Raw genomic sequence first — 24,058 nt, 5'->3', positions numbered from 1 at the left:
CCGATAGTTTATAAGGAAATCAAAATGCTACGCTGGATATCTGCACTCATATTCCTGTGTATTAGTCACAGCAGCTTTGCAATCGACATTCAACCTGACACCTTGTATCCCCAAGTCGAGTTTGATACCAGTTTAGGCAAAATCGTGGTCGAGTTAGACAGAACCCGAGCCCCCATTACTGTCGACAACTTTTTAACCTATGTCGTAAAAGGTGAATATGACAACACCATTTTTCATCGCGTGATTAGCGATTTTGTCGTGCAAGGGGGAGGACTCAACCCTAAATTGGATGAACTGCCTGCGGGAAAACCTATAGTGAATGAGTCTGGCAACGGTCTAACGAACAGTATGGGCACAATTGCCATGGCTCGGGATAACGATCCACACTCGGCTACACGCCAGTTTTACTTTAACGTGACTGATAACACTAAACTCGACCCCTCAAAACGCCGCTGGGGTTATGCCGTTTTTGGTGAAATAATTGAAGGTAAACCTGTACTTGAAGCTATGGCCGTAGTAGAAACAACGACCAACCCTAAACTTAATTGGCCCGATGTCCCCGTCACCCCAATCATATTGAAATCGGCTAAATTACTGCCTAAAAAATAATAAAAAATTCGAGTAAAAGCGCTAATTATGCATCTATACTCAGATAGCAACTGAAAGGAGGCATACGATGACAGCAACTGATTTCATCGATAATAAAGCACCCCAGCTTGCTGTGTATGGAAAAGCCTTTTTGAGTGATGAACTCGAATTCCATGAAGTACAGCTCTATCTTTGGGATACGCTAGAGGAATGGCAATTGCTCAATCCAACAGGCGACGCACAAACGGAAACCGAGAAAGTGTTTTGGCATTTACTCCATAGCTTTAACACTTGGCCAGGCAGCACTCTTCGCGGCAATCAATATCTGCGTAAGCAAATCCATGATTGTTGTAACTTTCTCAGTCTTGGAGGCAGAATGCCTAACGGTTGCATAGGGATAAGACCTTAATAGGTCTAAGACTGCCATATTAGGCAATCAATAGGGTGGTATCACAGCAAAATGGCCCAGCATAACTGGGTCAGTTTTTATGATAAAGTGCCAATAAGCAAATCTGAGTTCCAAAAGGATTGGTATTAGTCCTTGAACCTAATGGCACCTTACCCGTAAGCTAGGCAGATTCAACACTTAGACTCATACCAATGTCCGTAACAGGTTCTATTCAACGCATTCTCGATGCGCTTAGTGTGTACTATCACAAGCGGGTTTTAATCCTCCTCTTCCTCGGTTTTTCCGCAGGGCTGCCCTTGATGCTGGTATTTTCTACTCTATCATTCTGGTTGCGCGAAGCTGGAGTTGATCGGACATCTATCGGTTATTTCAGTTGGATAGCCTTAGCATATGCCTTCAAGTGGGCTTGGTCGCCGTTGGTGGATAGGCTGTCTTTACCCTTATTTACCCGCTTTCTCGGACGACGACGTAGTTGGATGCTGTTTGCCCAACTGCTATTAGTGGCCGCTATTCTTGGCATGTCCTTTAGTGATCCCTTAAAAGATCTCGAACGCTTAGCTATTTTCGCCCTCATGGTCGCCTTTGCTTCAGCCACTCAAGATATTGTCATTGATGCCTTTAGGATTGAATCGGCACCAGAAAAAATGCAAGCCGCGCTCGCAGCGGCTTATCAAGTGGGTTATCGCAGTGCCATGATCGTTGCTACCGCTGGCGCACTCACCATTGCGGCTTGGGTTGAACCAGGCAATACCGAATATAACTTAGTGGCATGGCAAACGTCCTACCTAGTGATGGCAGGATTAATGTCGGTGGGGATCTTAACCACCCTTTTTAGCCGCGAGCCCGAAGTGGACACCCGCGCTGCAGATGCCACTGAGCTCGAATTAAAACAACGTTTAAGCGCAAGTTATCCTCGACCCGTAGCGGCGAGTATTTCCTGGGTTTATACCGCTAGCGTGCTACCTTTTATCGACTTTTTTAAACGCTATGGCCGCAGTGCAATCCTTATTTTGCTGCTGATTTCCTGTTACCGCATCTCAGATATTGTGATGGGAATTATGGCGAATGTTTTCTATGTTGATATGGGATTCACAAAGGAAGAAATTGCCTATCTGAGTAAAATATACGGCCTTATTATGACCTTAGTTGGTGCAGCTTTTGGTGGTGTGCTCTTAGCCCGTTTTGGCACGATGAAAATACTCTTTCTTGGCGCTTTACTGGTGGCGGTCACTAACCTGTTATTCGCTTGGCAGGCTGTCATTGGTTATAACGTGCCCTTTTTAACCTTTGCAATCTCCGTGGATAACTTCAGCGCTGGTATCGCCACCGCAGCCTTTATTGCCTATCTATCGAGCCTCACCAGCAACGGCTACAGTGCAACTCAATATGCCTTGTTGTCTTCGATCATGCTGCTATTCCCTAAGTTTATTGCTGGTTTTTCGGGTGCTTATGTCGATTCTTTTGGCTATGTAAACTTCTTTGTTGCCGCCAGCGTCATTGGTTTTCCAGTGTTATTCTTGATCGCCTTAGTTAACAAATATGCGCCACACCCCAGCACATCATTAATGGATGATGCACAGATCAAAACCAAGCAATCAGACAGCTAACCCTTCATCAAATTAACAACATTACCAAATAAAAAGCCCTCAATGTTGAGCATCGAGGGCTTTTTATATAGAAGCTTTAAATGCACTTAAACAGGCATTAAATTATATTAATCGCGGAAGTTATTGAATTGGAAAGGCTGACCTAATTCAGATTGACGCACTAACGCCATTACCGCTTGTAAGTCATCACGGGCTTTACCTGTTACCCGTACCGTGTCACCTTGGATAGAGGATTGCACTTTCAGCTTACTGTCTTTAATCATCTTAACGACTTTTTTAGCAATATCGGTTTCGATCCCTTGCTTAAAACGCACTTTCAACGAAAATGTTTTACCACTGTGTACCGACTTTTCATCCACATCCATTGCTGAAGGTTCCACATTACGCTTACTTAACTGAGTCCGTAAAATGTCTACAAGCTGCTTACATTGGAAATCGTCTTCAGCAGACAGAGTAACCACATGATCTTTATATTCGATTTCAGCATTCTTTCCACGAAAGTCAAAACGACTGCTAAGTTCACGACGGGAGTTTTCTACAGCGTTACGTAATTCAACTTCGTCCACTTCAGACACGATATCAAATGAAGGCATGGTTGCCGCCCCTTAGGTGATTGTAAATGCCCATAGTTTACCGACTCCACACCACAAGTTGAAGGTTAACTTCATTCTGGGCAAGATAAAACTCGGGTTATGGATGACTTTGGTTGCGCATTTTCCTATTATTGCCCCACGCTAAGATAATAAAACCATACTCGTGATAACCAAAAACACCCTATTTAAACTGGCTTTAGCCGTAGCCTTTGTCGTAATCAGTTATCTGGTGTTTTCCAGACCGACCTATTCACAGAGCATTCCTCATATCGATAAGATTGGCCATCTTGGGAGCTTTTTTTGCCTATCCTATCTGACCTATCTCGCTTTTCGCCCAAAGTGGTATTGGCTATCGCTCGTACTGGCAAGCTATGCCGTAATCATCGAGTTAGTGCAGTCCCGCTTACCCTACCGCAGTGCATCAATAGGAGATGTACTTGCCGATTTTGCAGGTATCGCGCTGTTTTACTTTTGCCTTTGGATCTATGGTAAATACTTTCGCGCTGCACAATTGCAAGAATAAAACTGCCGATGTTGAGCAAATCAAGATAAGTAAGGGAAGTGAGCATGAACTCCGCTAATATTGAAATCGCAATTCTGGGCGCAGGAGCGGTAGGGCAATTGATTTGCCATCAGCTTCATACGGCAGGAAACCCAGTCGGCTTTATTGGAAAAACGACGGATATAGTGCAAGAGCAGCAACTTAGCTTTACCGCCTTAATGCAGCCAGAAACAATGGTCAGCCCTCCCCTTGAAAGTCATTACACAGTGCCAATGTTTGAGCCTAAGCAAGAAGCGCTGTTAGGTATAAAACTTATCATCGTTTGTGTTAAAGCCTATCAAGTACTCGAGGCTATTACGCCTTTACTCGATAAACTTTCAAGCCAGTGTCATATTTTGCTACTGCATAACGGTATGGGGCCACACTTAGCTTTAGCTCCCCTTATCGGTTCTCGCGGCCTTAGTTTGGGAACAACATCCCAAGGTGTGCTTCGCCAGCAGCGTTGGCAGATAAAACAAACAGGGCAAGGGTTAACCCAAATTGGGCATTATTGTGGTCAACAGCTTGATGAGCGTTATCGTCAACTCTTATTGGAAGCCATCCCCAATTGTGAATGGGTTGATAACATCATTCCTTGTCTATGGCAAAAACTGGCGGTTAATGCGGCAATCAATCCCTTAACTGCAATATATCAATGCCCTAATGGAATGCTAGCAGAGCCGCAATTTAATCACATCATTACAGCTATCCTTGATGAGTTAGTTTCAGTTGCTGCACAGGATGGTATAACACTCGATAGGAAATTCTTACAGGACAGAGTCTATCGAGTGATAACGCTTACGGCAGAAAACTTTTCCTCAATGCACCAAGATATTGCACATCAAAGGCGCACTGAAATAGATCAAATCAATGGCTATATCTGTGAGCGTGCTAAAGTGCACGGCTTAAGTGCCGCTATTAATACCGAAATGTGCAAAAAAGTTAAACTGCTAGAAATATCAAAACCTGCTGGGCAGCATGGGCAATAAGTTGCACCGAAATAATGCACCTATATGGAGCATACCAACTTAATTTCGCACCATTTTATATCAAATATGACATTGTTACTGTGTACATCTAAATTAACATGATGATAATGAATGCTTTGTTTTTATGGCCTAATTTCTGCTATAACCGTGCAAATTAACCCTGCTACTTGTTGGAGAATAACGTTGAAACTGGTCACCACAATAATTAAACCGTTCAAATTAGACGATGTACGTGAAGCTCTAACCCAACTGGGTATAAATGGCATGACGGTTACTGAAGTCCGCGGCTTTGGTCGTCAAAAGGGGCATACAGAACCCTATCGTGGTGCCGAATACGCTGTCGATTTTTTACCTAAAATAAAACTTGAAATGGCCATCCATACTGAGCAGGAAGACGCCGTCATTGAAGCCATTATGACAGCCGCGCATACAGGTAAAGTTGGCGATGGAAAAATCTTTGTGACGGATCTTGAGCAAGTAGTACGCATCCGCACCTCAGAAGAAGGTGCCGATGCAATATGATAACTCCAACGCGTTACTTTTAATCACGACTAGGTTAGATCTGCTCGACTAACCAGCGTTTTAACTCCTCAAGTTTCATAGGCTTTGCAAATAAATACCCCTGTAGAAAGTGTACTTGTCTGCTAGTTAAATATTCTGCCTGATCTTGAGTTTCAACCCCTTCCGCAACCACCACATAATGCATTTTATGTGAAAGTTCAATAATAGTATCAAGTACATGGGATGTTACCGACTCTTGTCCTATTGTGTCGATAAAGCACTTATCAATTTTTAGATAATCTAAGGGCATAGTTTGCAGCAAAGAGAGGGTTGTCTGCCCTGTACCAAAGTCATCAATCGCGACGAGAATACCTAACTGCCGTAACCCCTCAATACGCTGGCAGATATCTGGCGTCAAGAGTTGCCGCTCAGTGATCTCAATCAGTGGAGTGACACCGATACGTTGGAGAGAATCCCGTAAATGGATAAATTTCGACTCTATATCCACTTGAGCAAAATGTTCTGGCGCCACGTTAAAACCAATCCTAAAACCAGCCTCAACTTCCATATTGGCAAAGTCTTCTAAGGCTTTTTCAAAAATGTAATTGGTCAAAGGCACAATTAACTGACTATCTTCAGCGATAGGAATAAATAAATCAGGTCGAACTAACCCCATTTGAGGATGTTGCCAACGAACAAGTGCTTCAACCCCTTTGGCTTTTCCATCTTCGGTACAAATTACAGGTTGATAAACCAAGAAAAATTCTTTATTTTCTATACCACTACGGATATCGTCAGCAAGGGAGTGACGACGTTTTTTCCGTGAGAATAATAGACACAATAAAAGGATAAAAATAAAAAAAATCGGTAATGACACACCAAAATAAATCCAGAAGAAATGCTCAAAAAACGCTCTAGGCACTTCTAATAACATCACAAAATCATTATCGATAGCAGGCACCGCAATAACGTCACCCTCACCAAAATTGGGTTCTGTTGGCAATGTTGCCCCGTGTAATCCAAGCACGACATTACTCACTGGGCGCGGAAAAACATCTGGTTGAATAAAATTATCAATAAGATACTGACCTTCTATTAACACAATCGCGCCATGGCGAGTTTTAGCGTCTTTTGAAACAGTCATCACCGCTGGAACACCGGGGCGAGCAAGGGTTTCAGGCACTATGTAATAAGTTGAATCTTTTAATCTATCTTCTGGTAGAAGAAAATTGAGAGGAAGATTGATATCACCGACGATAGATGAACAATAAAAAGCCTTTTCATTAAATAATAATACACCTCGGTTATAAGGCCTAAACCTCATAAACTCACTTAACTTAGCGCAATCACCCTCCCCAAGAGTCATTGCAAACTCACTTATGCTATCTGACTTCTTCAATAAATCTTGAAGACGCTCTAAATTAAAATGTCCAATATCCCGAGCCTTATTATGCACCGTATAGCTTGTCGTGGCATAACTCAGCCCCATTGCAAGCAAGATAGGCAGTAGCAAGATGACCGCCCAATGCTTAGGCGAAAGGTCATAGGCAGATATCAGATTGCGCATTTGAGTTTGTAGTAAATTTAAACGGGTCAGCATCCTAGCAAATCCCTTATATGATTGTTGTAACCATTTGTATACTAAACATGAATGTTGCAAATATTCAAACACATCACCCTAATTACAATAAAAATATTTTCTATTAATCATTACATTAAGGTTGAATAGACTGCATTAAAAAGCCAACATACCAAGCCAATAAAGAAGCCCAAGTGTAACCCCAAACAGCCATCAATACCGCAGCAGATGCTAACCTTGGGTGAAAGGCACTCGCCACAACAGGCGCAGAAGCTGCCCCACCAATATTACACTGGCTTGCAATTGCTAAGTACATAATAGGTAAACGAAAAAAAACAGTAAAAATAAACAAAATAATAATATGTATAAAAAACCAAACAAACCCAATACAAACATAATATGGCGCTGCACTCAATGCACTAATATCAAAATTCAATCCCATCAACATAATCATGATATAAATAAAAAAAAGTGCGAGATGCCGAGTTTCATTGACTAATACATGCCTTGCATTTGTTAATGAAAATAACAAACCTAAGAAAGTGGCAATTAACACTGACCAAAAAAAATCAGAAGTGAGATTATACTTAAATAAAGCAGGAAGATGGTCAGCAATGGTTTTAGCAAGAAAAGAGGATAAATTATTGGTAAGGAACATCACCATCAAAAAGACACTCAGCAATATCAATATCCAATAATAACGAGTTAGCTTAGGCATCACTTTAAGTTTGAGATCATGACAAAATATCGGCCTAAAACTTTTATCAGCCTTCAGTAAATCATCAATTTTATCTTGGCGTTCTGCAATAAAAAGTAATATAACCATCCATAAACCAGAAAAAAGAACATTAATTGCCATCATTACTGCAAAGACTGCATCACCTACATGGTGAATTTCTTTGATCGCTAATTGATTCGCGGTTCCACCAAGCCAGTTGGCCATCAGTGTTGACATACCTTTCCACGCTGCATTATCCCCTTGCCAAAGGAGTTCATCAGGAAAAAATACTGCACCAAACCATAAACTTAATGGACCACCAATGCAGATACTTACCGCACCTAACACATACATACCTAGCAGTTTTCTGCCCACTAAGGTTAAAGCAAAGAAATCGGTACTTAAAATCAATAAAAACAAGCAACTGGGCATAAAATGTGTTTTTGCTATTTCGGTGAGCTGACTATTACTAGCATCAATAATATTTAGTGAACTAAAAATAGCGGGTAAAATGTAACAGATTAACATTAAAGGAAAAATACGATATAAAATGTTAAAAAACTTGATGGAGGATGAATGAGTATAAAAAATACCAACGAGTAAAAGTGCTAAAAAAAATCCTATTTCAAGATCCGATGAAAGCAAAATAGTTCACCTAGTAGAATGATTAGCTAAGATGATTATATGATTGCTTGCTAAAAGCTAAAAAACTCATGCTCAGTGCAGACAATTCTTCACCTTCTCGCTGAATTGACCAATAAGTCCGTTTATAATCCCATCCATGAACAGATAATAAAGTAAGATCCTTCCGAGCTAATTCAGCATCAATAGCTAGCATAGGCAGTACACTCAGCCCTATACCAGTCCCAATGGCTCTCTTAATCGCGCCAATTGTCGACATGCAAATTTCATCACGGACATGAATATTTAAACTTTTTAATAACTGTATTGCCCGAATTCGAGAAAGCGATGCTTCATGGTCGAATATCCATAATTGTTCACTAAGCCATGCCTTTGTATTTACATCACTAGCAGCGGGATGAGCCGCACCACTCACAATACAAAGATTATCTTGCAACCAGTGATCACAAATAAGATTTTTACTCGCTGGTTTGGCATCTATAAAACCTAAATCGAGCTCTCTTTCAGAGACCATCTTCTCAATAACTAAACTATTATCAACAACCAATTTTATTTTTACATCTGGATATTGGCTTTTAAATAAAGGAATTTTCCTAGATAAAACATAATTACCAGCAGTTTTACTACTTCCAATAGTTAAGGTTCCCTTAATCCCGTGCTCAGGAAATGAGAATATATTTTCCAACTCCTTCCCTTTACAGAGCATTTCATTTGCATAAGGTAATATAATTTCTCCATGGGCATTAACAACCAAACCACCCGACACCCGCTCAAATAACCTGCAACCTAAAGAACTTTCTAATTCTTTAAGTGCCATACTGACAGCAGGTGTTGACATATGAAGCACTTTTGCTGCTTTTGAGATCTGCCTCTCAGAATGTATAGCTTTAAAGATCATCAATTGTCTTAATGTTATCCGCATCATATGCTCCACGAGGGGAAATCAGTTTACTTGCAGTATAATAGTTTAAAACATTAGATAATTAACATGATAAATATCTAATTTTAATAAAGCGGCGATTATAGCCGCTTTATCTATAGATAATTAAAACAAATATCTTGTAGATACAAAAATGAGAGTATCATCGAACTCAGTATGCCCTTTGGCATCGGTATAATCACCATCAAAATAGGAAATACCTACACCAAAAGTCAAATCCTTCTGGGCCTTAAAATCAACCCCGAGTGAATATTGACTTGCATCACTCTCTTTTAGTGTTTTTAGATCTGCTCCAGCATTTTTTGTAATTTTACCAAGCCCGGCATCATCTTTTAGATACTGCAGCTTTATATCATATTTATCAATTGGAACACTCATACTTAATAGATAGGAGTTCCCTTTAATATTGTCATACAAACTCGACTCTGAGTGCTGATACATAGCGCCGAATTTTATCGATGCGACGGAAAGTCCGCCTACCAATCTTGTTGCCTCTAGTAAATTCAAACCATCAGCATATGCAATTGAAAAATAATGATTTTTATTTTTAAACGATGCATCCCCTACCGTGAAACTTACCGCGTAATTGTTTTGTTTATCAGATAGTTCTGGATTTTTTTGATTAAAGTCCTTATCAAAAACGTAACTAATCCCCATAGTCACACCAACGACTTTAGCGCTGTTTAATGTTACGGAGTCACCTAATCTATCGTTACCCGCAATGATCATATTCATATCGCTAGAGGTAATATTAAATAAATCCACTTTTCCTTCAGCACTTTTAAAAACAGTATCATTTCGACCAAAAACGGCTGACCCATAGTTAGTTTTAAAACCTAAGTAAGCATTTCTAGGTTTAAAAATATTGGAGTCATCGTTATCAAAACTTTCTATTCCTGCTTCAAATTTATATAACAAGCTAAAGTTATCATATGCAGCATATTCTCCTTTAACACCTAAATATGAAGCATAATTTTCAAGAGAAAAGCCATCAACCTTTTCATTACCAGATAGACCATTACTTGAATTTGCAACACCCAGCCATAAGCGTCCATAAAAATCTAATGGCTCAGCTAATGTTTGAGTTGAACAAATTAAAACTGCACCAAGATAAATATATTTAGCATTCTTCATTGACATCACCTTTTTAGAATATAAAAGCAATGCCATATTAATGTTTTAAATCAATACATCTCCACCTTAGATCACAACTAACCAACAAAATCACATGGTTAAATATAATTTAACCACCATTAAATTATACTTAACAACCGCGATTCATTGCGCGACATCACTATTTAATAATGAGATATCACTATCATTATATAAAACTGATAAAAACACATTTGGAGAAATGCATGAAAATAAAATATTTGAGCATCTTTATATGTTCAATGTTAACGGCTTCGTCATGGGCTGCAGATAATAAAAATGATTTAGCATCATTTCATAAAGATATCAATGGCTGTAAAACATGCCATACAGCACCCAATAAGGTAAGTGACAGTGAAACATTTGAAAATAAACAATGTAAATCCTGCCATGGTGATTATGAAAAACTAGCAAATCCTAAACTTGAAATTGATCCACACTCTTCACATTTAGGCGATATTAATTGTACATCATGTCATAAAGGACATGAACAACCCAAATTATATTGCAACGAATGCCATTCATTTAAAGGGCTCGACATGCCTTTTAATAAAGCAAAATCCAAGAAGCCATGGGACAAAGGTTGGGATAATGAGGCAATAAATAAAGCGATTGCTGCAGGCCCTAAAGAAACAACGGATGTGATTGTTGTTGGGGCGGGTAGCGCTGGATTTAATGCTGCAATTGCTGCTAAAAAGGCGGGGGCTAACGTTATATTACTCGATAAAGCGCCATTTAGTGGTGGCAACTCTATGCTCGCCGCAGGCGGGTATAATGCCGTAGGGACGGCTCAGCAAAAAGACCATAAGGTCGATGATAAAATCGAATGGTATGTCGAAGATACAATGAAAGGCGGTCGATATGCTAACGATCCTAAATTGGTACAAATCTTAGCGGAACAATCTGCTGATGGTATTAAATGGTTAGAATCTTTAGGCGCCAATATGGACGATTTAAAGCGTTCTGGCGGCGCCAGAGTCGATAGAACACATCGTCCATCGGGTGGTTTAAGTGTTGGTCCACATATTATCGATGTACTTAGAAAAGCATCCGATAAAGAAGGTGTTGATACAACACTCAATTCTAAAGTGGTCAAGTTAGTTGTTGATGATGAACAAAGAATTGTGGGTGTTGTCGTCCATGGTAAACATTCAGGCCACTATATGGTTGCAGCTAAGTCGGTGGTTTTAGCCACAGGCGGCTATGGGTTTAACAAAGAGATGATTGCTTTTTATCGTCCTACATTTAAAGGTATGACAAGCTCGAACAATATTACTTCAACAGGAGATGGTATTGAACTGGCTAAAGCAGTCGGTGCAAGTATGACTGACATTGATTGGATCCAAACACATCCAACGGTAGGGAAAGATAGCCGGATATTAATTTCAGAAACGGTCCGAGGTGTCGGTGCCATAATGGTAAATAAAGATGGCAACCGCTTTATCAATGAATTAACAACCCGCGATAAAGCCTCTGATGCCATCTTAAAGCAGCCTGAACAATATGCTTGGTTAGTATTTGATAATGAATTATACAAAAAAGCCAAAATGGTTCAGGGATATGATCATTTAGAAATGCTTGAAAAGGCCAATACCGTTGCAGAGCTTGCAAAAATAACAGGAATGACTTCAAGTGCTTTGGAAAAAACGATCACAAACTACAACCGTTATTTCAAACAGGGGAAAGATGAGGCATTTAATCGTGAACAAATGCCACTTTCAATAGAAAAAGCCCCCTACTATGCCGTAAAAGTTGCGCCCGGCATCCACCATACGATGGGCGGGGTAGCCATTGATACTAAAGCTGAAGTGCTTGATATACAAAGCCAACCGCTTAAAGGTTTATTTGCTGCCGGTGAGGTTACTGGTGGCGTTCATGGGTATAACCGACTAGGTGGTAATGCTGTAGCTGATACCGTGATTTTCGGCAAAATCGCAGGGACAAATGCGGCAAAACACGCACTAACCCAAAAATAGTAGTGAGAATAAAATGGGAGACCCACTTAAGGTCTCTCATTTTATCTATTCAGAGATGCACTTATTTAGCTGGAGTTATTCGAATTCTATCTGAATAACGGCTTACTATCCTTCGTCTTTTTCATCGTAAATATTGGCAATTTATTTCTTGCCCGAGCCATAAAAGCTCCCCTGCTATGCTTGAGAGGTTTATTCAACCTCTCTTTTTTACCCTTACTTACTTGTATCGATTGGCTCGAAGGATTTAACGAGATCATCAATGGCTTTCATTTGCTTCAGATAATTTTCTAACTGGTGCAAAGGTAGCGCACATGGGCCATCACACTTAGCATTATCTGGATCAGGGTGGGCTTCAATAAACAAACCTGCCAAACCAAGTGCCATACCGCTGCGAGCTAATTCAGTCGCTTGGGCACGGCGGCCACCCGCAGAGTCACTACGACCACCAGGGCGTTGCAGTGCATGGGTTGCATCGAAAATCACTGGATAACCCGACTGCTTCATCTCATCCATACCAAGCATATCAACAACTAAGTTGTTGTAACCAAAACATGAGCCACGCTCACAGAGGATGATTTCGTCATTACCCGCTTCATTAAATTTAGTAATGATATGGCGCATCTCGTGAGGTGCTAAAAACTGCGGTTTTTTCACGTTAATGATGGCACCCGTTTTTGCCATTGCCACAACCAAATCGGTTTGACGGGCAAGGAATGCTGGCAACTGAATAATATCAACCACTTCAGCAACGGGTGCGCACTGATAGGTTTCATGTACGTCGGTGATCAATGGCAGATTGAAGGTTTTTTTGATTTCTTCAAAAATCTTTAACCCCTCCTCCATACCTGGACCACGGTAAGAATTGACAGAAGAGCGATTCGCCTTATCAAAGGAGGCCTTAAATACATAGGGGATCCCCAACTTTTGGGTGACTTCGGCATAAGTTTCAGCAATCGACATCGCGAGATCACGAGACTCAAGCACGTTCATGCCACCAAACAACACAAAAGGTTTATCGTTTGCAATTTCGATTGAACCTAGGTTTATGATTTTATTACTCATAGCAATTTCTCTCTAAAATACTGGACCCCTGCCCAGCAATAAACTGAATATCGATCTATGCGGCAACCAACTGTAAAAGTTGACCACAAATCCAAGCCATATAGGTGCCTAACACATACCCAAATACGGCTAATAATACGCCCACTGGCGCTAATGCGGGATGAAATGCCGCCGCAACAACAGGCGCCGATGCTGCGCCCCCAACGTTGGCTTGGCTACCAACAGCCATATAAAACAAGGGAGCCTTAATTAACTTAGCCACTAATAACATAAAGCCCGCATGCACTACCATCCAAATAATACCCACTAGAAAATACAGTGGTGTATCAAGTACTTTACTCACATCCATATGCAGACCAATGGTCGCCACTAAGATATAGAGGAAAGCCGATGCCACTTTCGATGCGCCAGCCGCCTCTAAATGACGCACAGGGCTAAAGGACATCGCTAACCCAATCGTTGTGACTATCACTACTAGCCAGAAGAATTTAGACGTTAAGCTGTAATCCTCGGTCCACGGATAGTTGGCTTCGAAGAATGGCCCCAGAAAATCAGCCGCAATATGGGCGACACCCGTAATACCAAACCCAACGGCGACAATGAGCATCAAATCCCGAAGATTAGGAATTCGTGCATTTTCAGCATGATATTTTTCGACTTTATTTTTTAATGCTTCAATAGCCGACGTATCCGCCCCTGTTTTGGCATCTATCTCTTTAGCTTTTGAGGCCATAAACAGCAATACTGCCATCCAAATATTGGCCACAATCACATCGACTGTCACCATCACTGAAAAAATATTACCGCCCACTTCATAGATTTCTTTCATTGCTGCTTGGTTTGCACCGCCGCCAATCCAGCTCCCCGCAAGCGTTGTCATACCGCGCCATACCGCATCGGGGCCATCGACACCGATTAAAGAAGGTTCAATCACAGATACCATAAGTAAGGCTATCGGTCCGCCGATCACAATGCCAATAGTCCCGGTTAAAAACATGATCACGGCCTTAGGGCCAAGACCTAAAATAGCTTTTAAATCAACACTTAAAATAAGTAATACTAAACAAGCGGGTAGTAAATAACGGGATGCAACAAAGTACAATTGCGATGTGTGCCCATCGATTACCCCAAAGGTATTTAACAGTGATGGCAGGAAGTAGCACAATAATAACGCAGGAATAAAACGGTAAAACTTTTGCCAAAAGGGATGGTGACTACTGCTGGTATAAAAAACAAAACCTAAAATAGTTGCGAGTATCCCGAGTGCCACCGCGTCATTGGTAACTAATGCCGTGCCTGTCATGCTAATTTCTCCCTGTTAATACAGTAATTATTTTATTTATATTAGAGACTTAACCTTTAAGTCCTTGGACAAACTTCCAGTTGCCCAATGTTATTATTTTTTGCTGATTTGATTGAGTCGTACCATTGAATAAATAAGAAGAGCCCCGAGAGGCTCTTCTTTTAGTGATAAATCTCTGCGTGCTCATTAAGTTCTTTAAGCTGCATCTTCACAATTTCGACCACAGGATCGTGTGGACTATTATCAACAAAGTGCTGTAAATCAGCCACCGCCACATTAATGCAGCCTAATTGCTGGGCGATGAAAGCGCGCTCACGATTTAAGTGCACATCATCTGGATGCCATTGCAAAAGCAAGTTACAGCATTCCAATGCTGCCTCAAATTGGTGAGAAACAATACAACCCGCTTTTAGTTCATGCAGCATACGGGTAATAAGTTTTTTCACCGAAGCGGCTTTAAAATAGCTTGGCTTTAACTGCGCCGCATTACCTAACTCACCGCGCACTAATACGTGTAATTGGTGGCGAGTCAGCTCATTCCCTGTTAGCGGATCAAAATAACGCACCTCGCCAGCAATTTTACTACGCAACACGCTATTACCCGGGAGCAACAACAATTCAAGCTCTAAATCGAGTTGTTTTGCGAGTAACATCAATACGGTAGCAAGCGTTGTACTGTTACCCTGCTTGCTAATAAGGCAAGTACCTAAATCTGCAGCTTCAACACTAAAGTAATTGTCGCGGGCACAAAAACCGAGGTCTTGATAAAACCAATGTAATAGCGCATTTAAACGTTGCTGCTGATTAACTAAGTAATGACTTAATACCGCGCCTGCCAATTCAAACCACGCCCACTTAGCCGCTTTAAGGTTCGAAAAGCCAAGGTGAGCACCTACATCCAAAGCCGAGTCAGGCAATGAAATACCATCTTGAAGTGTATATTTACCCATTAACCCAATAATACCGCTTGTTTAAAATGCGCCAATTTGGCGGCATAGACCAACCAACCTATAGCACCGAGGAAGGCAAACACTTTGAAAAGTTTATTCCTATTCGCTTTTATCGCAATCACACCTAGCGCAATATAAGCCACAACGGCACCGATTTTTTCGGTCATCCAAGGATCCACAAAAGGATATTGTTTGATCATAAAGCACAAGGTTAGGCCAGAAAGCAGTAAGAAAGTGTCGATCACATGGGGGGCAATCTTAATGAACTTCTTATCCATCAATGCAGACTGACGTAAATGCAACACAAAACGAACAGTGAAAAACAGCACGCTCAACGCGATAAAGGTAAAATGCAGATGCTTAACCGCAGGATATAGACTGTAAAAAGTTTCCATTTCGATTCTTATGGTCAGTGACAAAGGCGCTAGTTTACCCTAATCCTTTACGGCATACCAATGTCTAACCGTCTTGATTAGCGCGCTTAGTTTGAGTCAAAAATACAGAGAAAATGATTATGAATTTAACGCCAATTGACGATGAATCGGCTGATTTTGCCGAGGCGATAAAACAAAAAATAGTGGAATTTAACCAAGCCCATTGGCAAGGGCTTAGCCGTAAAAATCTGGGATTAAAACTGCAAGCTCCAGAGGGAAAACTGCTAGCAGGCATTAGCGGCAAAACCTTCGGTAATTGGTTTTTAATTGATTATCTTTGGGTTGATGGTTCCCTAAGACATAAAAAAATCGGTTCGCGATTATTATTAGAGGCAGAGGCCAAAGCAAAAGCTCGCGGTTGTCAATTTGCCTTGCTTGATACCCTCGATTTTCAAGCCAAGCCTTTCTACGAGCGCCACGGTTACCATGTGCAATGGGTACAACAAGCCTACCCCGAAATCGGCAGTAAATTCTTTATGGTAAAAGTGTTGTGATGTTGAAGGTCTACGGCCGTAAACTACCCCAATGCTTCAGCTACAATTCCAGATATCTAACCCAGCCATTTCACTGAACTGGAGCAAATACATGCCAGCCAACAAACCTGAGTTATCCATCTAAAACGAAGTAAGCCACCTAAAATAAAGCCATCCTCGCGAATGCGGGGAACCAACTTTTATCTTTACTTGTCTTTTTCTACTGCCACAACGAAACGCCGTCACACCTAACTACGCTATGGTAAAGGCCATTTTAATTGACCAATAACAATCGTTTATCTGTGAACACACAGATCACACCAGAGTTGTTGTACATTACTTCGTAGTTAAAATCACAATATGCACCAGCAACATTGAGTGGTAATTGCTCATTGCCCCAACGGCTAGGCTTAAACCAAGACATTTCACCTGATTTACACTGCTTTGCTTCTTCATCAGTACTATAAATACACATCTTAGATTGATCTATTTGAGCCTTTTGATTACAACCTACTAAAGCAATTGCAGCCAATGTGATGAATGCTATTTTCTTCATTTTAACTCCATGTGGTGATTTAGCATTTGACGCCGCCAGTGCGTGCAACTTTGTAATGGAGGCGAAACTGCAACGGAAAAGATGTCACAGTGCATCGCTGTGTTATCGCTTTTTGATTTCACTGAACGAACCTGCCAATTGCTGGAGCTCTCCCGTTTCATGCAGCCATAAATACACAGTGTCGCCAAACGATTCGCCTTCTTTCAGAAAAACCATTTGATCTCCAAACCCATTACCTGCAATGGTGATCGCACTTTCTGGAAAGTAGCCGAAACCTTGGCATGACTCGGTTTCATTAATAATGTGGTTGCAAGTACGCGATAACCTTTTCCTATTCGAGATATCTTTAATAGGATAAAACTCCCAATCGTCTTCTTCTGTAGACGCCTCGCCTCCGTTATCTATTTTCATCGCTTCACGGTATTCGTGAGGCAATTTTGCTCCCAACTCTTCCTCGGTTCGCTTTAGCTGTTCTTCGGACAAGTCAAACGCCACTGCACTCTCCTTAGCTATAACACTTATATAATGTACAAGCTCATCTTTCACCTCAGTTTAGTGAAATCATGCTCATTAATTTTTTGATAATCTAACACTTAGCCAATATTGTCTAGTTCAATTTACCGTCCAAAGCACGCCTATTGTAGTGATAATATTTACGGGTAAGTTTCGATAATCAGACTTATAAGGTATGCCATTTGCTCTATCGAGGAGCGGCGAGGTGGGGAGATCTGCTGCTTTAAAATAATCACGCGACCAATAATAAATCATTAATCGTTAACTGAATTTGGCCACGACTTTAGGATCTAACCAAAAGCTGGATTCCCGCTCAAAAGCATTGCGGGAATGACGGTTCATGAATAGTGGATAGTGGACAACAAATAACGAATAACGAATAACGAATAACTAATAACTAATAACTAATAACTAATAACTAATAACTAATAACTAATAACGGCTCACAATGTAAACATCTTCATTAAAAACAAGGGCGAATTACTCCGCCCATTTGCCCATAGTGCATCTATCATTGCTGCCAAAATCACGCACTGTGGCGACATTTTCATAACCCAGTTCGATTAACTTACCTCTGAGTTTTACGGCCTGTTCAAAACCATGCTCGAGTAGGATATAACCATTAGGTTTTAAATAATCGCGGGCAGTTTTGGCGATATAGTAGAGATCGGCAAAGCCTTCCTCTGCGGCGGTTAATGCACTTTGCGGCTCGAAGCGTACATCGCCTTGGTGCAAGTGTTCATCGGCCTCATCGATATAGGGTGGATTTGAGACGATTAAGTCAAAATCCCGCGACTTTACGGCGCTAAACCAATCGCTCTGGAGGATTTCAACCTGCGGCAACTTTAAGTTTTCACGATTTGCGATAGCCAACGCGACAGCATCATCGACCTTATCGACAGCGGTAATTTCCCATGACTCACGCTCGGACGCCAATGCCAGTGCAATCGCGCCAGTGCCTGTGCCTAAATCGAGCACTTTAGCATAGGTCGATAGGGGTAAATTTAGCGCGGTTTCTACCAGAATTTCGGTATCAGGACGCGGGATCAAAGTAGTGTCGTTGACAATAAAAGGCAGCGACCAAAACTCACGTTCACCCACAATATGCGCAACGGGCACGCCTTTTTGGCGTTTTAGTACCATTTGCTGAAAGCGTTTCCACTGGTCAATCGTCAGGGCCTTTTCAGGCCAAGTATAGAGATAAGCACGATTTTTATTGAGGCAATATAGCAGAAAAACCTCTGCATCCAGATGAGCGGATTCAGAGGTTGATGCTAACTGCACATAGGCCCATTGTAGGGCTTCAGCGATGCTAGATTGATCGGACAAAGTTACCCCTGCTCGTCAGCCAGTGCGGCTAACAGATCGGCCTGATGCTCTTGCATCAGCGGTGTTAAAATCGCATCTAAATCGCCTTCCATCACTTCATTTAAGCGATACAAAGTGAGATTGATACGATGCTCACTCACGCGGCCTTGGGGGAAGTTGTAGGTACGTACACGCTCGGAACGGTCACCACTGGCAACCAGACTACGGCGGGTCGACTCTTCAGCACTACGACGTTTTTCATCCTCAACCGCTTGAATACGTGCAGCCAACACACTCATGGCTTGAGCACGGTTTTTATGTTGCGAACGTTGATCTTGGCACTCGACCACAATCCCCGTTGGAATATGGGTAATACGAATAGCCGAGTCAGTTTTGTTAACGTGTTGACCACCCGCACCCGATGATCGGAAAGTATCGACTTTAAGATCGGCAGGATTGATTGAAATCGCTTCAGCTTCTGGCACTTCATGCATTACCACTACGGTAACAGCCGAGGTATGCACACGCCCTTGTGATTCGGTTTCTGGCACACGTTGTACGCGGTGACCGCCCGACTCAAATTTCAGCTTACCGTAGGCACCTTCACCGCTGACTTTAACGATGATTTCTTTAAAGCCACCGTGCTCACCTTCGTTACAGCTCATCACTTCCATCTGCCAGCGATTGGCTTCGGCATAACGGCTGTACATACGGAACAGATCGCCCGCAAAAATCGCCGCTTCGTCACCACCGGCACCAGCGCGAATTTCGATAAAGGCGTTGGTATCGTCGTTAGGGTCTTTAGGGAGAAGCAGGATCTGCAATTCGCTTTCAAGGCGCTCTAATTCTGCTTTGGCAGCCTTCATTTCTTCCTGCGCCATCTCGCGCATTTCAGCATCATCTTCTTCCAACATTTCCTTGGCGGAATCAAGATCAGCCTGTGCTTGTTGGTAAGCTTTAAAGCCTGCAACCACTTCTTCTAACTGAGAATATTCTTTTGATAATGCACGAAAACGGTCTTGATCAGCGATAACAGATGCATCACCAAGCAAGGCCAAAACTTCTTCATTACGCTCGAGCAAGCCTTCCAGCTTGCGGATAACGGATTCCTTCATTTAACTCGCTAACCTTAGTTTTTATCTAATCCAAGCGCTGTTCTTAACTGACCTAGTGTATTCAAATCACCCTGACGGCTCGCCGCAGTGAGGGCTTGGGTTGGTGCGTGAATAAGTTTGTTCGTCAGGCGATTGGCTAATTCAATCAATACCTGCTCAGTATCGCCCCCTTGAGCTAATTTATTCAGGGCGCGTTCTACTAACTCATCTTTTATCGCCATACTCTGATTGCGATACTCGCGAATACTGTCGACCGACTCTAAAGAACGTACCCAATCCATAAACAGGTAAGATTGTTCTTCAGTAATTAATTCAGCTTGCTCGGCGGCTTCTTTTCGAGAAGCCATATTCTGTTCAATGATGCTATGCAGGTCGTCCACTGTATACAGAAACGCGTCATCCAAATCGGCGACTTCCGGCTCAATATCCCGGGGAACTGCTATATCAACCAATAACATAGGTTGATGGCGACGCTGCTTTAGCGCTTTTTCGACCATGCCTTTACCAAGGATTGGTAGCGGGCTGGCGGTAGAGGATATCACGATATCGGCTTTAGGGAGATAATCTGGTATTTGCGCCAGCGTAATTGCAGTCGCACCAAACTCTTCACACATGCCCTGAGCACGCTCTAAAGTACGGTTTGCCACCACCATGGAGGCCACACCATTATCTTTTAAATGCTTGGCTACCAATTCTATCGTTTCACCCGCACCAATCAACAGCACCTTAGTGGTCGACAGTGAGGAGAAGATATGCTTCGCCATACTCACAGCGGCAAAAGCCACCGACACAGCAGCAGCGCCAATTTCCGTTTCGGTGCGCACTTTTTTGGCAACGGAAAAGGTATTTTGGAAAAGGCGATCTATGGTTAAAGCAACTGTGCCCGCTTCCTTGGCTTTCGCGAAGGCTTGCTTCACCTGCCCTAGAATTTGCGGCTCACCTAAAATTAACGAATCAAGCCCTGAAGCAACACGCATCAAATGCTTAACCGCTGTTTGGCCGTGGTAATTGTATAGGCAAGGCGCCACATCTTTATGATCTAGGCCATGATATTCTTCAAGCCATTCAATGATGTCAGCCTCATCGCCATTGTTGCAATACAACTCAGTGCGATTACAGGTCGAGACAATAACGGCTTCACCCGAGCGCGTACGACTGGCCAGACTCTTCATGGCGTCATGAATTTTGTCTGGAGAGAAGGCAACTTTCTCACGCAGGTCTACCGTGGCTGTTTTGTGGTTAATACCGATTGCTACAAGGCTCATCTGACTCTTTCTAGATTCTTGGCGTCTATCTTAATAAGGGCATTCTACTGAATTGGCCCAACTAAAAACAGAATACGCTTAACAAAACCGAATAAAGGTCTAACTTGTTACCTAAATTTTCTATCAATCTAGATAAACATGGATTGGCGCTAAGAAGCGAATCCTAAGTGACCGCCGATGGAAATTTTACGATTGGCATTGGTATTATTCCCAAGCCCTCGTATCATAAGGACTTTGGTATATCAGTCATAGATGAATAATTTGAAGCGCTTCACAGAATCCATTTTCTCTTGTATTGCCTTGAGCACCCTGCTCTTTTTGGGTGGCTGCCAAACGCTGCCTCCTGCTGATGACTTAACCCCCATCACAGTAAGCCACCCAGACCAAGCAAAAGCATGGGAATTACAGGGCAAACTTGCCATAAAAACCCCTGAAGATAAGCTCAGTGCCAATCTTTATTGGCGCCATAGCGAAGAGCGTGATGAACTCACGCTCACGACAATGCTAGGCACAACGGTGTTAACCCTAGAAGCGACACCTAACTCCGCCCATTTACATATTGATGGCAAAGACTTTAAAGACAATAACGCCCAAGATTTACTTGAGCGCGTCAGCGGTTGGTCGATCCCCTTAGCTGATTTGCCACTTTGGATAACAGGCCAAATCGGCTCGCAGGATCGCGTGTTAAGCCGCGATAGTAAAGCGAATCCTAAACAACTGATTAATGATCAAACGCCACCCTCTTGGGTCGTCGAATTTTTAAGTTGGCAATTACAGAGCGGTGCTCATATCCCTCATCAATTAAAACTTGAACGCGGTGATTTACAACTCAAACTACAAATCAATCAATGGCAAGCCCTTGGCAAGGCCACAATAATGATTGGGGAAAAACCTTAGCATGTCAGCAGCTATCTCCCGTAATTGGCCCGCGCCAGCCAAACTTAATTTGTTTTTGCACATCAATGGCCGCCGCACCGATGGCTATCATGAGTTGCAAACCTTGTTTCAGTTTATCGATTACTGCGACATGCTGGATTTCAAGGTCACTGACAGCTCTGAGCTGATTTTGCATTCGAATATGGCTGGCGTTGTCGCAGATAGCGATAACTTAATTCTGCGAGCCGCAAAATCATTACAACAAATGACAAGCTTTAAAGGTGGAGCAGAAATCTGGCTAGATAAACGTCTGCCGATGGGTGGCGGTTTAGGCGGCGGTTCATCGGATGCTGCCACCACATTAGTGGCACTAAACACGTTATGGAACACCCAATTATCGACCGAAGAACTGGCTAAAATTGGTCTTAAATTGGGTGCCGATATTCCTGTTTTTATTCATGGTTTCGCGGCTTTTGCCGAAGGTATCGGTGAACGCTTACAAGTGGTATCACCACCAGAGCCTTGGTATTTAGTTATTGCACCAGATGCCCACGTTTCCACCGCTGAAGTGTTCCAAGATCCCCTTTTACCACGTAACACCCCAAAACTTGCCATCGATACTTTGATGAGTCAGGCGTGGATAAATGATTGCCAAAAACTGGTCGTATCTAAATACCCTCAAGTTGCCAAGGCCTTGGGCTGGCTGCTAGAATATGCGCCGTCGAGAATGACCGGAACAGGCGCATGCGTGTTTGGGGAATTTACACAACAGCAACAAGCTCTCGCAGCCTTGGCGAAATTACCGTCTGATATGCAAGGATTTGTTGCAAAAGGGATGAATATTTCGCCGCTTATCACGCGGCTCAATCATCCGTAAACTACTTTCTTCTAGGGTAACCACATACGATAACGCCTCGGGTCCTCCCGTCCCTACATCGTCGTTACTCTAGCCACTAAAATATAAAGCAAACGCCTGAGGTTCATACAGTGCCCGACATCAAGCTCTTTGCTGGGAACGCCACCCCCAGTCTCGCTAAAAAGATAGCCGATCGTCTATTTTGCAAACTCGGAGACGCAGTGGTTGGTCGTTTCAGCGATGGTGAAATCAGTGTCCAAATTAACGAAAATGTACGTGGAGCCGATGTGTTCATCATCCAATCCACTTGTGCGCCGACCAACGATAATCTGATGGAACTCATCGTTATGGTTGATGCTCTGCGTCGTGCATCTGCCGGTCGTATCACCGCCGTAATTCCTTACTTTGGCTATGCACGTCAAGACCGTCGCGTTCGTAGCGCACGTGTACCTATTACTGCAAAAGTGGTTGCCGATTTCCTGTCAAGCGTCGGTGTTGACCGTGTTTTGACATGTGACCTGCACGCTGAGCAAATCCAAGGTTTCTTCGATGTTCCTGTTGATAACGTATTCGGTAGCCCTGTGTTACTGGAAGATATGTTAGCGAAGAAACTCGATAATCCAGTGGTGGTTTCACCCGATATTGGCGGCGTTGTTCGCGCTCGTGCGGTTGCCAAACTGCTCGATGATTCCGATCTGGCGATTATCGATAAACGTCGCCCACAAGCGAACGTCGCTCAGGTTATGCACATCATCGGTGATGTTCAAGGCCGCGACTGCATTATCGTTGACGATATGATCGACACAGGCGGCACTCTGTGTAAAGCGGCAGAAGCCTTAAAAGAACATGGTGCAAACCGCGTATTTGCTTACGCAACCCACCCTGTGTTCTCAGGCAAAGCGGCTGAAAATATTACCAACTCAGTGATCGATGAAGTTATCGTTACCGATACAGTTCCTTTAAGTCCAGAAATGTTAAAAGTGGCTAAAGTCACTCAGTTGACAATGTCTGCGGTACTGGCAGAGGCTATTCGTCGCGTAAGTAACGAAGAGTCTATCTCTGCGATGTTTAGCCATTAATCTGGCGACTTGCAGTAAAAGAAACGCACTCAT

At 42.5% G+C, this 24,058-nt stretch carries 25 protein-coding genes; 11 read left to right on the top strand and 14 right to left on the bottom strand.

Features of this window, described 5'->3' with window-relative positions:
* Positions 1-24: 24 nt before the first annotated feature.
* The 3 genes from MZ182_RS03755 (at position 25) to MZ182_RS03745 (ending at position 2,604) form a co-directional block, all read left to right on the top strand.
* Complete coding sequence (locus MZ182_RS03755) at positions 25-609, top strand: peptidylprolyl isomerase (RefSeq protein ID WP_011790611.1); 585 nt, start codon at positions 25-27, stop codon at positions 607-609.
* 67 nt (positions 610-676) lie between these two features.
* The gene (locus tag MZ182_RS03750; RefSeq protein ID WP_011790612.1) at positions 677-997 is read left to right on the top strand and encodes a hypothetical protein; all 321 of its coding nucleotides are present in this window, start codon (positions 677-679) and stop codon (positions 995-997) included.
* A 191-nt stretch (positions 998-1,188) separates the two neighbouring features.
* Entirely contained in the window at positions 1,189-2,604 is a 1,416-nt protein-coding gene (locus MZ182_RS03745; RefSeq protein ID WP_248066280.1) for an AmpG family muropeptide MFS transporter, read from the top strand.
* A gap of 107 nt (positions 2,605-2,711) precedes the next feature.
* Here MZ182_RS03745 and MZ182_RS03740 read toward each other — a convergent pair whose 3' ends face one another.
* Entirely contained in the window at positions 2,712-3,197 is a 486-nt protein-coding gene (locus tag MZ182_RS03740; protein WP_011790614.1) for a YajQ family cyclic di-GMP-binding protein, read from the bottom strand.
* Between the two features lie 163 nt (positions 3,198-3,360).
* Here MZ182_RS03740 and MZ182_RS03735 point away from each other — a divergent pair, with 163 nt between their 5' ends.
* The 3 genes from MZ182_RS03735 (at position 3,361) to MZ182_RS03725 (ending at position 5,249) form a co-directional block, all read left to right on the top strand.
* Positions 3,361-3,720, top strand: a complete 360-nt coding sequence (locus MZ182_RS03735) for a VanZ family protein (protein ID WP_011790615.1) — start codon at positions 3,361-3,363, stop codon at positions 3,718-3,720.
* Between the two features lie 44 nt (positions 3,721-3,764).
* Entirely contained in the window at positions 3,765-4,727 is a 963-nt protein-coding gene (locus MZ182_RS03730; RefSeq protein ID WP_011790616.1) for a ketopantoate reductase family protein, read from the top strand.
* A gap of 183 nt (positions 4,728-4,910) precedes the next feature.
* On the top strand, positions 4,911-5,249 hold the full coding sequence (locus tag MZ182_RS03725; protein WP_248066278.1) for a P-II family nitrogen regulator: 339 nt from the start codon (positions 4,911-4,913) through the stop codon (positions 5,247-5,249).
* A gap of 34 nt (positions 5,250-5,283) precedes the next feature.
* Here the strand turns inward: MZ182_RS03725 and MZ182_RS03720 are convergent, their stop codons facing one another.
* From MZ182_RS03720 to MZ182_RS03705, 4 genes are all read right to left on the bottom strand, one after another.
* Positions 5,284-6,828 (bottom strand): EAL domain-containing protein, encoded by a 1,545-nt coding sequence (locus MZ182_RS03720; RefSeq protein ID WP_248066277.1) that lies wholly within the window; start codon positions 6,826-6,828, stop codon positions 5,284-5,286.
* Positions 6,829-6,943: 115 nt separating this feature from the next.
* The gene (locus tag MZ182_RS03715) at positions 6,944-8,170 is read right to left on the bottom strand and encodes a DUF819 domain-containing protein (protein ID WP_248066274.1); all 1,227 of its coding nucleotides are present in this window, start codon (positions 8,168-8,170) and stop codon (positions 6,944-6,946) included.
* A gap of 22 nt (positions 8,171-8,192) precedes the next feature.
* Positions 8,193-9,065, bottom strand: coding sequence for a LysR family transcriptional regulator (locus MZ182_RS03710; protein WP_248066271.1), 873 nt, complete (start codon positions 9,063-9,065; stop codon positions 8,193-8,195).
* A gap of 147 nt (positions 9,066-9,212) precedes the next feature.
* Positions 9,213-10,241 (bottom strand): porin, encoded by a 1,029-nt coding sequence (locus MZ182_RS03705; RefSeq protein WP_248066269.1) that lies wholly within the window; start codon positions 10,239-10,241, stop codon positions 9,213-9,215.
* Positions 10,242-10,411: 170 nt separating this feature from the next.
* Between MZ182_RS03705 and MZ182_RS03700 the strand changes: the two genes are divergently transcribed.
* The gene (locus tag MZ182_RS03700; protein WP_248066267.1) at positions 10,412-12,235 is read left to right on the top strand and encodes a flavocytochrome c; all 1,824 of its coding nucleotides are present in this window, start codon (positions 10,412-10,414) and stop codon (positions 12,233-12,235) included.
* Between the two features lie 213 nt (positions 12,236-12,448).
* On the opposite strand, the gene kdsA is transcribed toward MZ182_RS03700, so the two are convergent.
* The 4 genes from kdsA to MZ182_RS03680 form a co-directional block, all read right to left on the bottom strand.
* Positions 12,449-13,297, bottom strand: coding sequence for a 3-deoxy-8-phosphooctulonate synthase (gene kdsA / locus MZ182_RS03695; RefSeq protein WP_011790622.1), 849 nt, complete (start codon positions 13,295-13,297; stop codon positions 12,449-12,451).
* A 55-nt stretch (positions 13,298-13,352) separates the two neighbouring features.
* Positions 13,353-14,600 (bottom strand): DUF819 domain-containing protein, encoded by a 1,248-nt coding sequence (locus tag MZ182_RS03690; RefSeq protein WP_011790623.1) that lies wholly within the window; start codon positions 14,598-14,600, stop codon positions 13,353-13,355.
* A gap of 161 nt (positions 14,601-14,761) precedes the next feature.
* Positions 14,762-15,550 (bottom strand): tetratricopeptide repeat protein, encoded by a 789-nt coding sequence (locus MZ182_RS03685; protein WP_248066264.1) that lies wholly within the window; start codon positions 15,548-15,550, stop codon positions 14,762-14,764.
* Positions 15,550-15,945 (bottom strand): SirB2 family protein, encoded by a 396-nt coding sequence (locus MZ182_RS03680; RefSeq protein WP_011790625.1) that lies wholly within the window; start codon positions 15,943-15,945, stop codon positions 15,550-15,552. Before MZ182_RS03680 ends, MZ182_RS03685 begins: the two co-directional genes overlap by 1 nt.
* A 119-nt stretch (positions 15,946-16,064) precedes the next feature.
* On the opposite strand from MZ182_RS03680, the gene MZ182_RS03675 reads away from it, so the two are divergent.
* Positions 16,065-16,478, top strand: coding sequence for a GNAT family N-acetyltransferase (locus MZ182_RS03675; RefSeq protein WP_248066260.1), 414 nt, complete (start codon positions 16,065-16,067; stop codon positions 16,476-16,478).
* A 253-nt stretch (positions 16,479-16,731) separates the two neighbouring features.
* On the opposite strand, the gene MZ182_RS03670 is transcribed toward MZ182_RS03675, so the two are convergent.
* The 5 genes from MZ182_RS03670 to hemA form a co-directional block, all read right to left on the bottom strand.
* Complete coding sequence (locus tag MZ182_RS03670) at positions 16,732-17,013, bottom strand: hypothetical protein (RefSeq protein ID WP_227498122.1); 282 nt, start codon at positions 17,011-17,013, stop codon at positions 16,732-16,734.
* Between the two features lie 102 nt (positions 17,014-17,115).
* Positions 17,116-17,508, bottom strand: a complete 393-nt coding sequence (locus tag MZ182_RS03665) for an SMI1/KNR4 family protein (protein WP_011790628.1) — start codon at positions 17,506-17,508, stop codon at positions 17,116-17,118.
* A gap of 498 nt (positions 17,509-18,006) precedes the next feature.
* Positions 18,007-18,855, bottom strand: a complete 849-nt coding sequence (prmC, locus tag MZ182_RS03660; RefSeq protein ID WP_011790629.1) for a peptide chain release factor N(5)-glutamine methyltransferase — start codon at positions 18,853-18,855, stop codon at positions 18,007-18,009.
* Between the two features lie 2 nt (positions 18,856-18,857).
* On the bottom strand, positions 18,858-19,949 hold the full coding sequence (gene prfA / locus MZ182_RS03655; protein WP_011790630.1) for a peptide chain release factor 1: 1,092 nt from the start codon (positions 19,947-19,949) through the stop codon (positions 18,858-18,860).
* Between the two features lie 14 nt (positions 19,950-19,963).
* Positions 19,964-21,214, bottom strand: coding sequence for a glutamyl-tRNA reductase (gene hemA / locus MZ182_RS03650; protein ID WP_011790631.1), 1,251 nt, complete (start codon positions 21,212-21,214; stop codon positions 19,964-19,966).
* Positions 21,215-21,466: 252 nt separating this feature from the next.
* Between hemA and lolB the strand changes: the two genes are divergently transcribed.
* The 3 genes from lolB to MZ182_RS03635 all read left to right on the top strand — a co-directional run bounded on the left by lolB (position 21,467) and on the right by MZ182_RS03635 (position 24,025).
* Entirely contained in the window at positions 21,467-22,111 is a 645-nt protein-coding gene (lolB, locus tag MZ182_RS03645; RefSeq protein ID WP_011790632.1) for a lipoprotein insertase outer membrane protein LolB, read from the top strand.
* 1 nt (position 22,112) lies between these two features.
* Complete coding sequence (gene ispE, locus MZ182_RS03640) at positions 22,113-22,967, top strand: 4-(cytidine 5'-diphospho)-2-C-methyl-D-erythritol kinase (protein ID WP_011790633.1); 855 nt, start codon at positions 22,113-22,115, stop codon at positions 22,965-22,967.
* A gap of 110 nt (positions 22,968-23,077) precedes the next feature.
* Positions 23,078-24,025, top strand: coding sequence for a ribose-phosphate pyrophosphokinase (locus MZ182_RS03635; protein ID WP_011073601.1), 948 nt, complete (start codon positions 23,078-23,080; stop codon positions 24,023-24,025).
* The last annotated feature ends 33 nt before the right edge of the window (positions 24,026-24,058 follow it).

It is taken from the genome of Shewanella sp. JNE2 (assembly GCF_023159115.1).
In the GTDB taxonomy this organism is placed as follows: Bacteria; Pseudomonadota; Gammaproteobacteria; order Enterobacterales; family Shewanellaceae; genus Shewanella; species Shewanella putrefaciens.
This window is presented reverse-complemented; position numbering and strand designations above follow the sequence as displayed.

Coding starts and splice junctions, on each gene's coding strand:
- MZ182_RS03755 (WP_011790611.1), top strand. CDS start 25: ATGCTACGCTGGATATCTGCACTCATATTCCTGTGTATTAGTCACAGC.
- MZ182_RS03750 (WP_011790612.1), top strand. CDS start 677: ATGACAGCAACTGATTTCATCGATAATAAAGCACCCCAGCTTGCTGTG.
- MZ182_RS03745 (WP_248066280.1), top strand. CDS start 1,189: ATGTCCGTAACAGGTTCTATTCAACGCATTCTCGATGCGCTTAGTGTG.
- MZ182_RS03740 (WP_011790614.1), bottom strand. CDS start 3,197: ATGCCTTCATTTGATATCGTGTCTGAAGTGGACGAAGTTGAATTACGT.
- MZ182_RS03730 (WP_011790616.1), top strand. CDS start 3,765: ATGAACTCCGCTAATATTGAAATCGCAATTCTGGGCGCAGGAGCGGTA.
- MZ182_RS03720 (WP_248066277.1), bottom strand. CDS start 6,828: ATGCTGACCCGTTTAAATTTACTACAAACTCAAATGCGCAATCTGATA.
- MZ182_RS03710 (WP_248066271.1), bottom strand. CDS start 9,065: ATGATCTTTAAAGCTATACATTCTGAGAGGCAGATCTCAAAAGCAGCA.
- MZ182_RS03705 (WP_248066269.1), bottom strand. CDS start 10,241: ATGAAGAATGCTAAATATATTTATCTTGGTGCAGTTTTAATTTGTTCA.
- MZ182_RS03700 (WP_248066267.1), top strand. CDS start 10,412: ATGAGATATCACTATCATTATATAAAACTGATAAAAACACATTTGGAG.
- kdsA (WP_011790622.1), bottom strand. CDS start 13,297: ATGAGTAATAAAATCATAAACCTAGGTTCAATCGAAATTGCAAACGAT.
- MZ182_RS03690 (WP_011790623.1), bottom strand. CDS start 14,600: ATGACAGGCACGGCATTAGTTACCAATGACGCGGTGGCACTCGGGATA.
- MZ182_RS03685 (WP_248066264.1), bottom strand. CDS start 15,550: ATGGGTAAATATACACTTCAAGATGGTATTTCATTGCCTGACTCGGCT.
- MZ182_RS03680 (WP_011790625.1), bottom strand. CDS start 15,945: ATGGAAACTTTTTACAGTCTATATCCTGCGGTTAAGCATCTGCATTTT.
- MZ182_RS03675 (WP_248066260.1), top strand. CDS start 16,065: ATGAATTTAACGCCAATTGACGATGAATCGGCTGATTTTGCCGAGGCG.
- MZ182_RS03670 (WP_227498122.1), bottom strand. CDS start 17,013: ATGAAGAAAATAGCATTCATCACATTGGCTGCAATTGCTTTAGTAGGT.
- prfA (WP_011790630.1), bottom strand. CDS start 19,949: ATGAAGGAATCCGTTATCCGCAAGCTGGAAGGCTTGCTCGAGCGTAAT.
- hemA (WP_011790631.1), bottom strand. CDS start 21,214: ATGAGCCTTGTAGCAATCGGTATTAACCACAAAACAGCCACGGTAGAC.
- lolB (WP_011790632.1), top strand. CDS start 21,467: ATGAATAATTTGAAGCGCTTCACAGAATCCATTTTCTCTTGTATTGCC.
- ispE (WP_011790633.1), top strand. CDS start 22,113: ATGTCAGCAGCTATCTCCCGTAATTGGCCCGCGCCAGCCAAACTTAAT.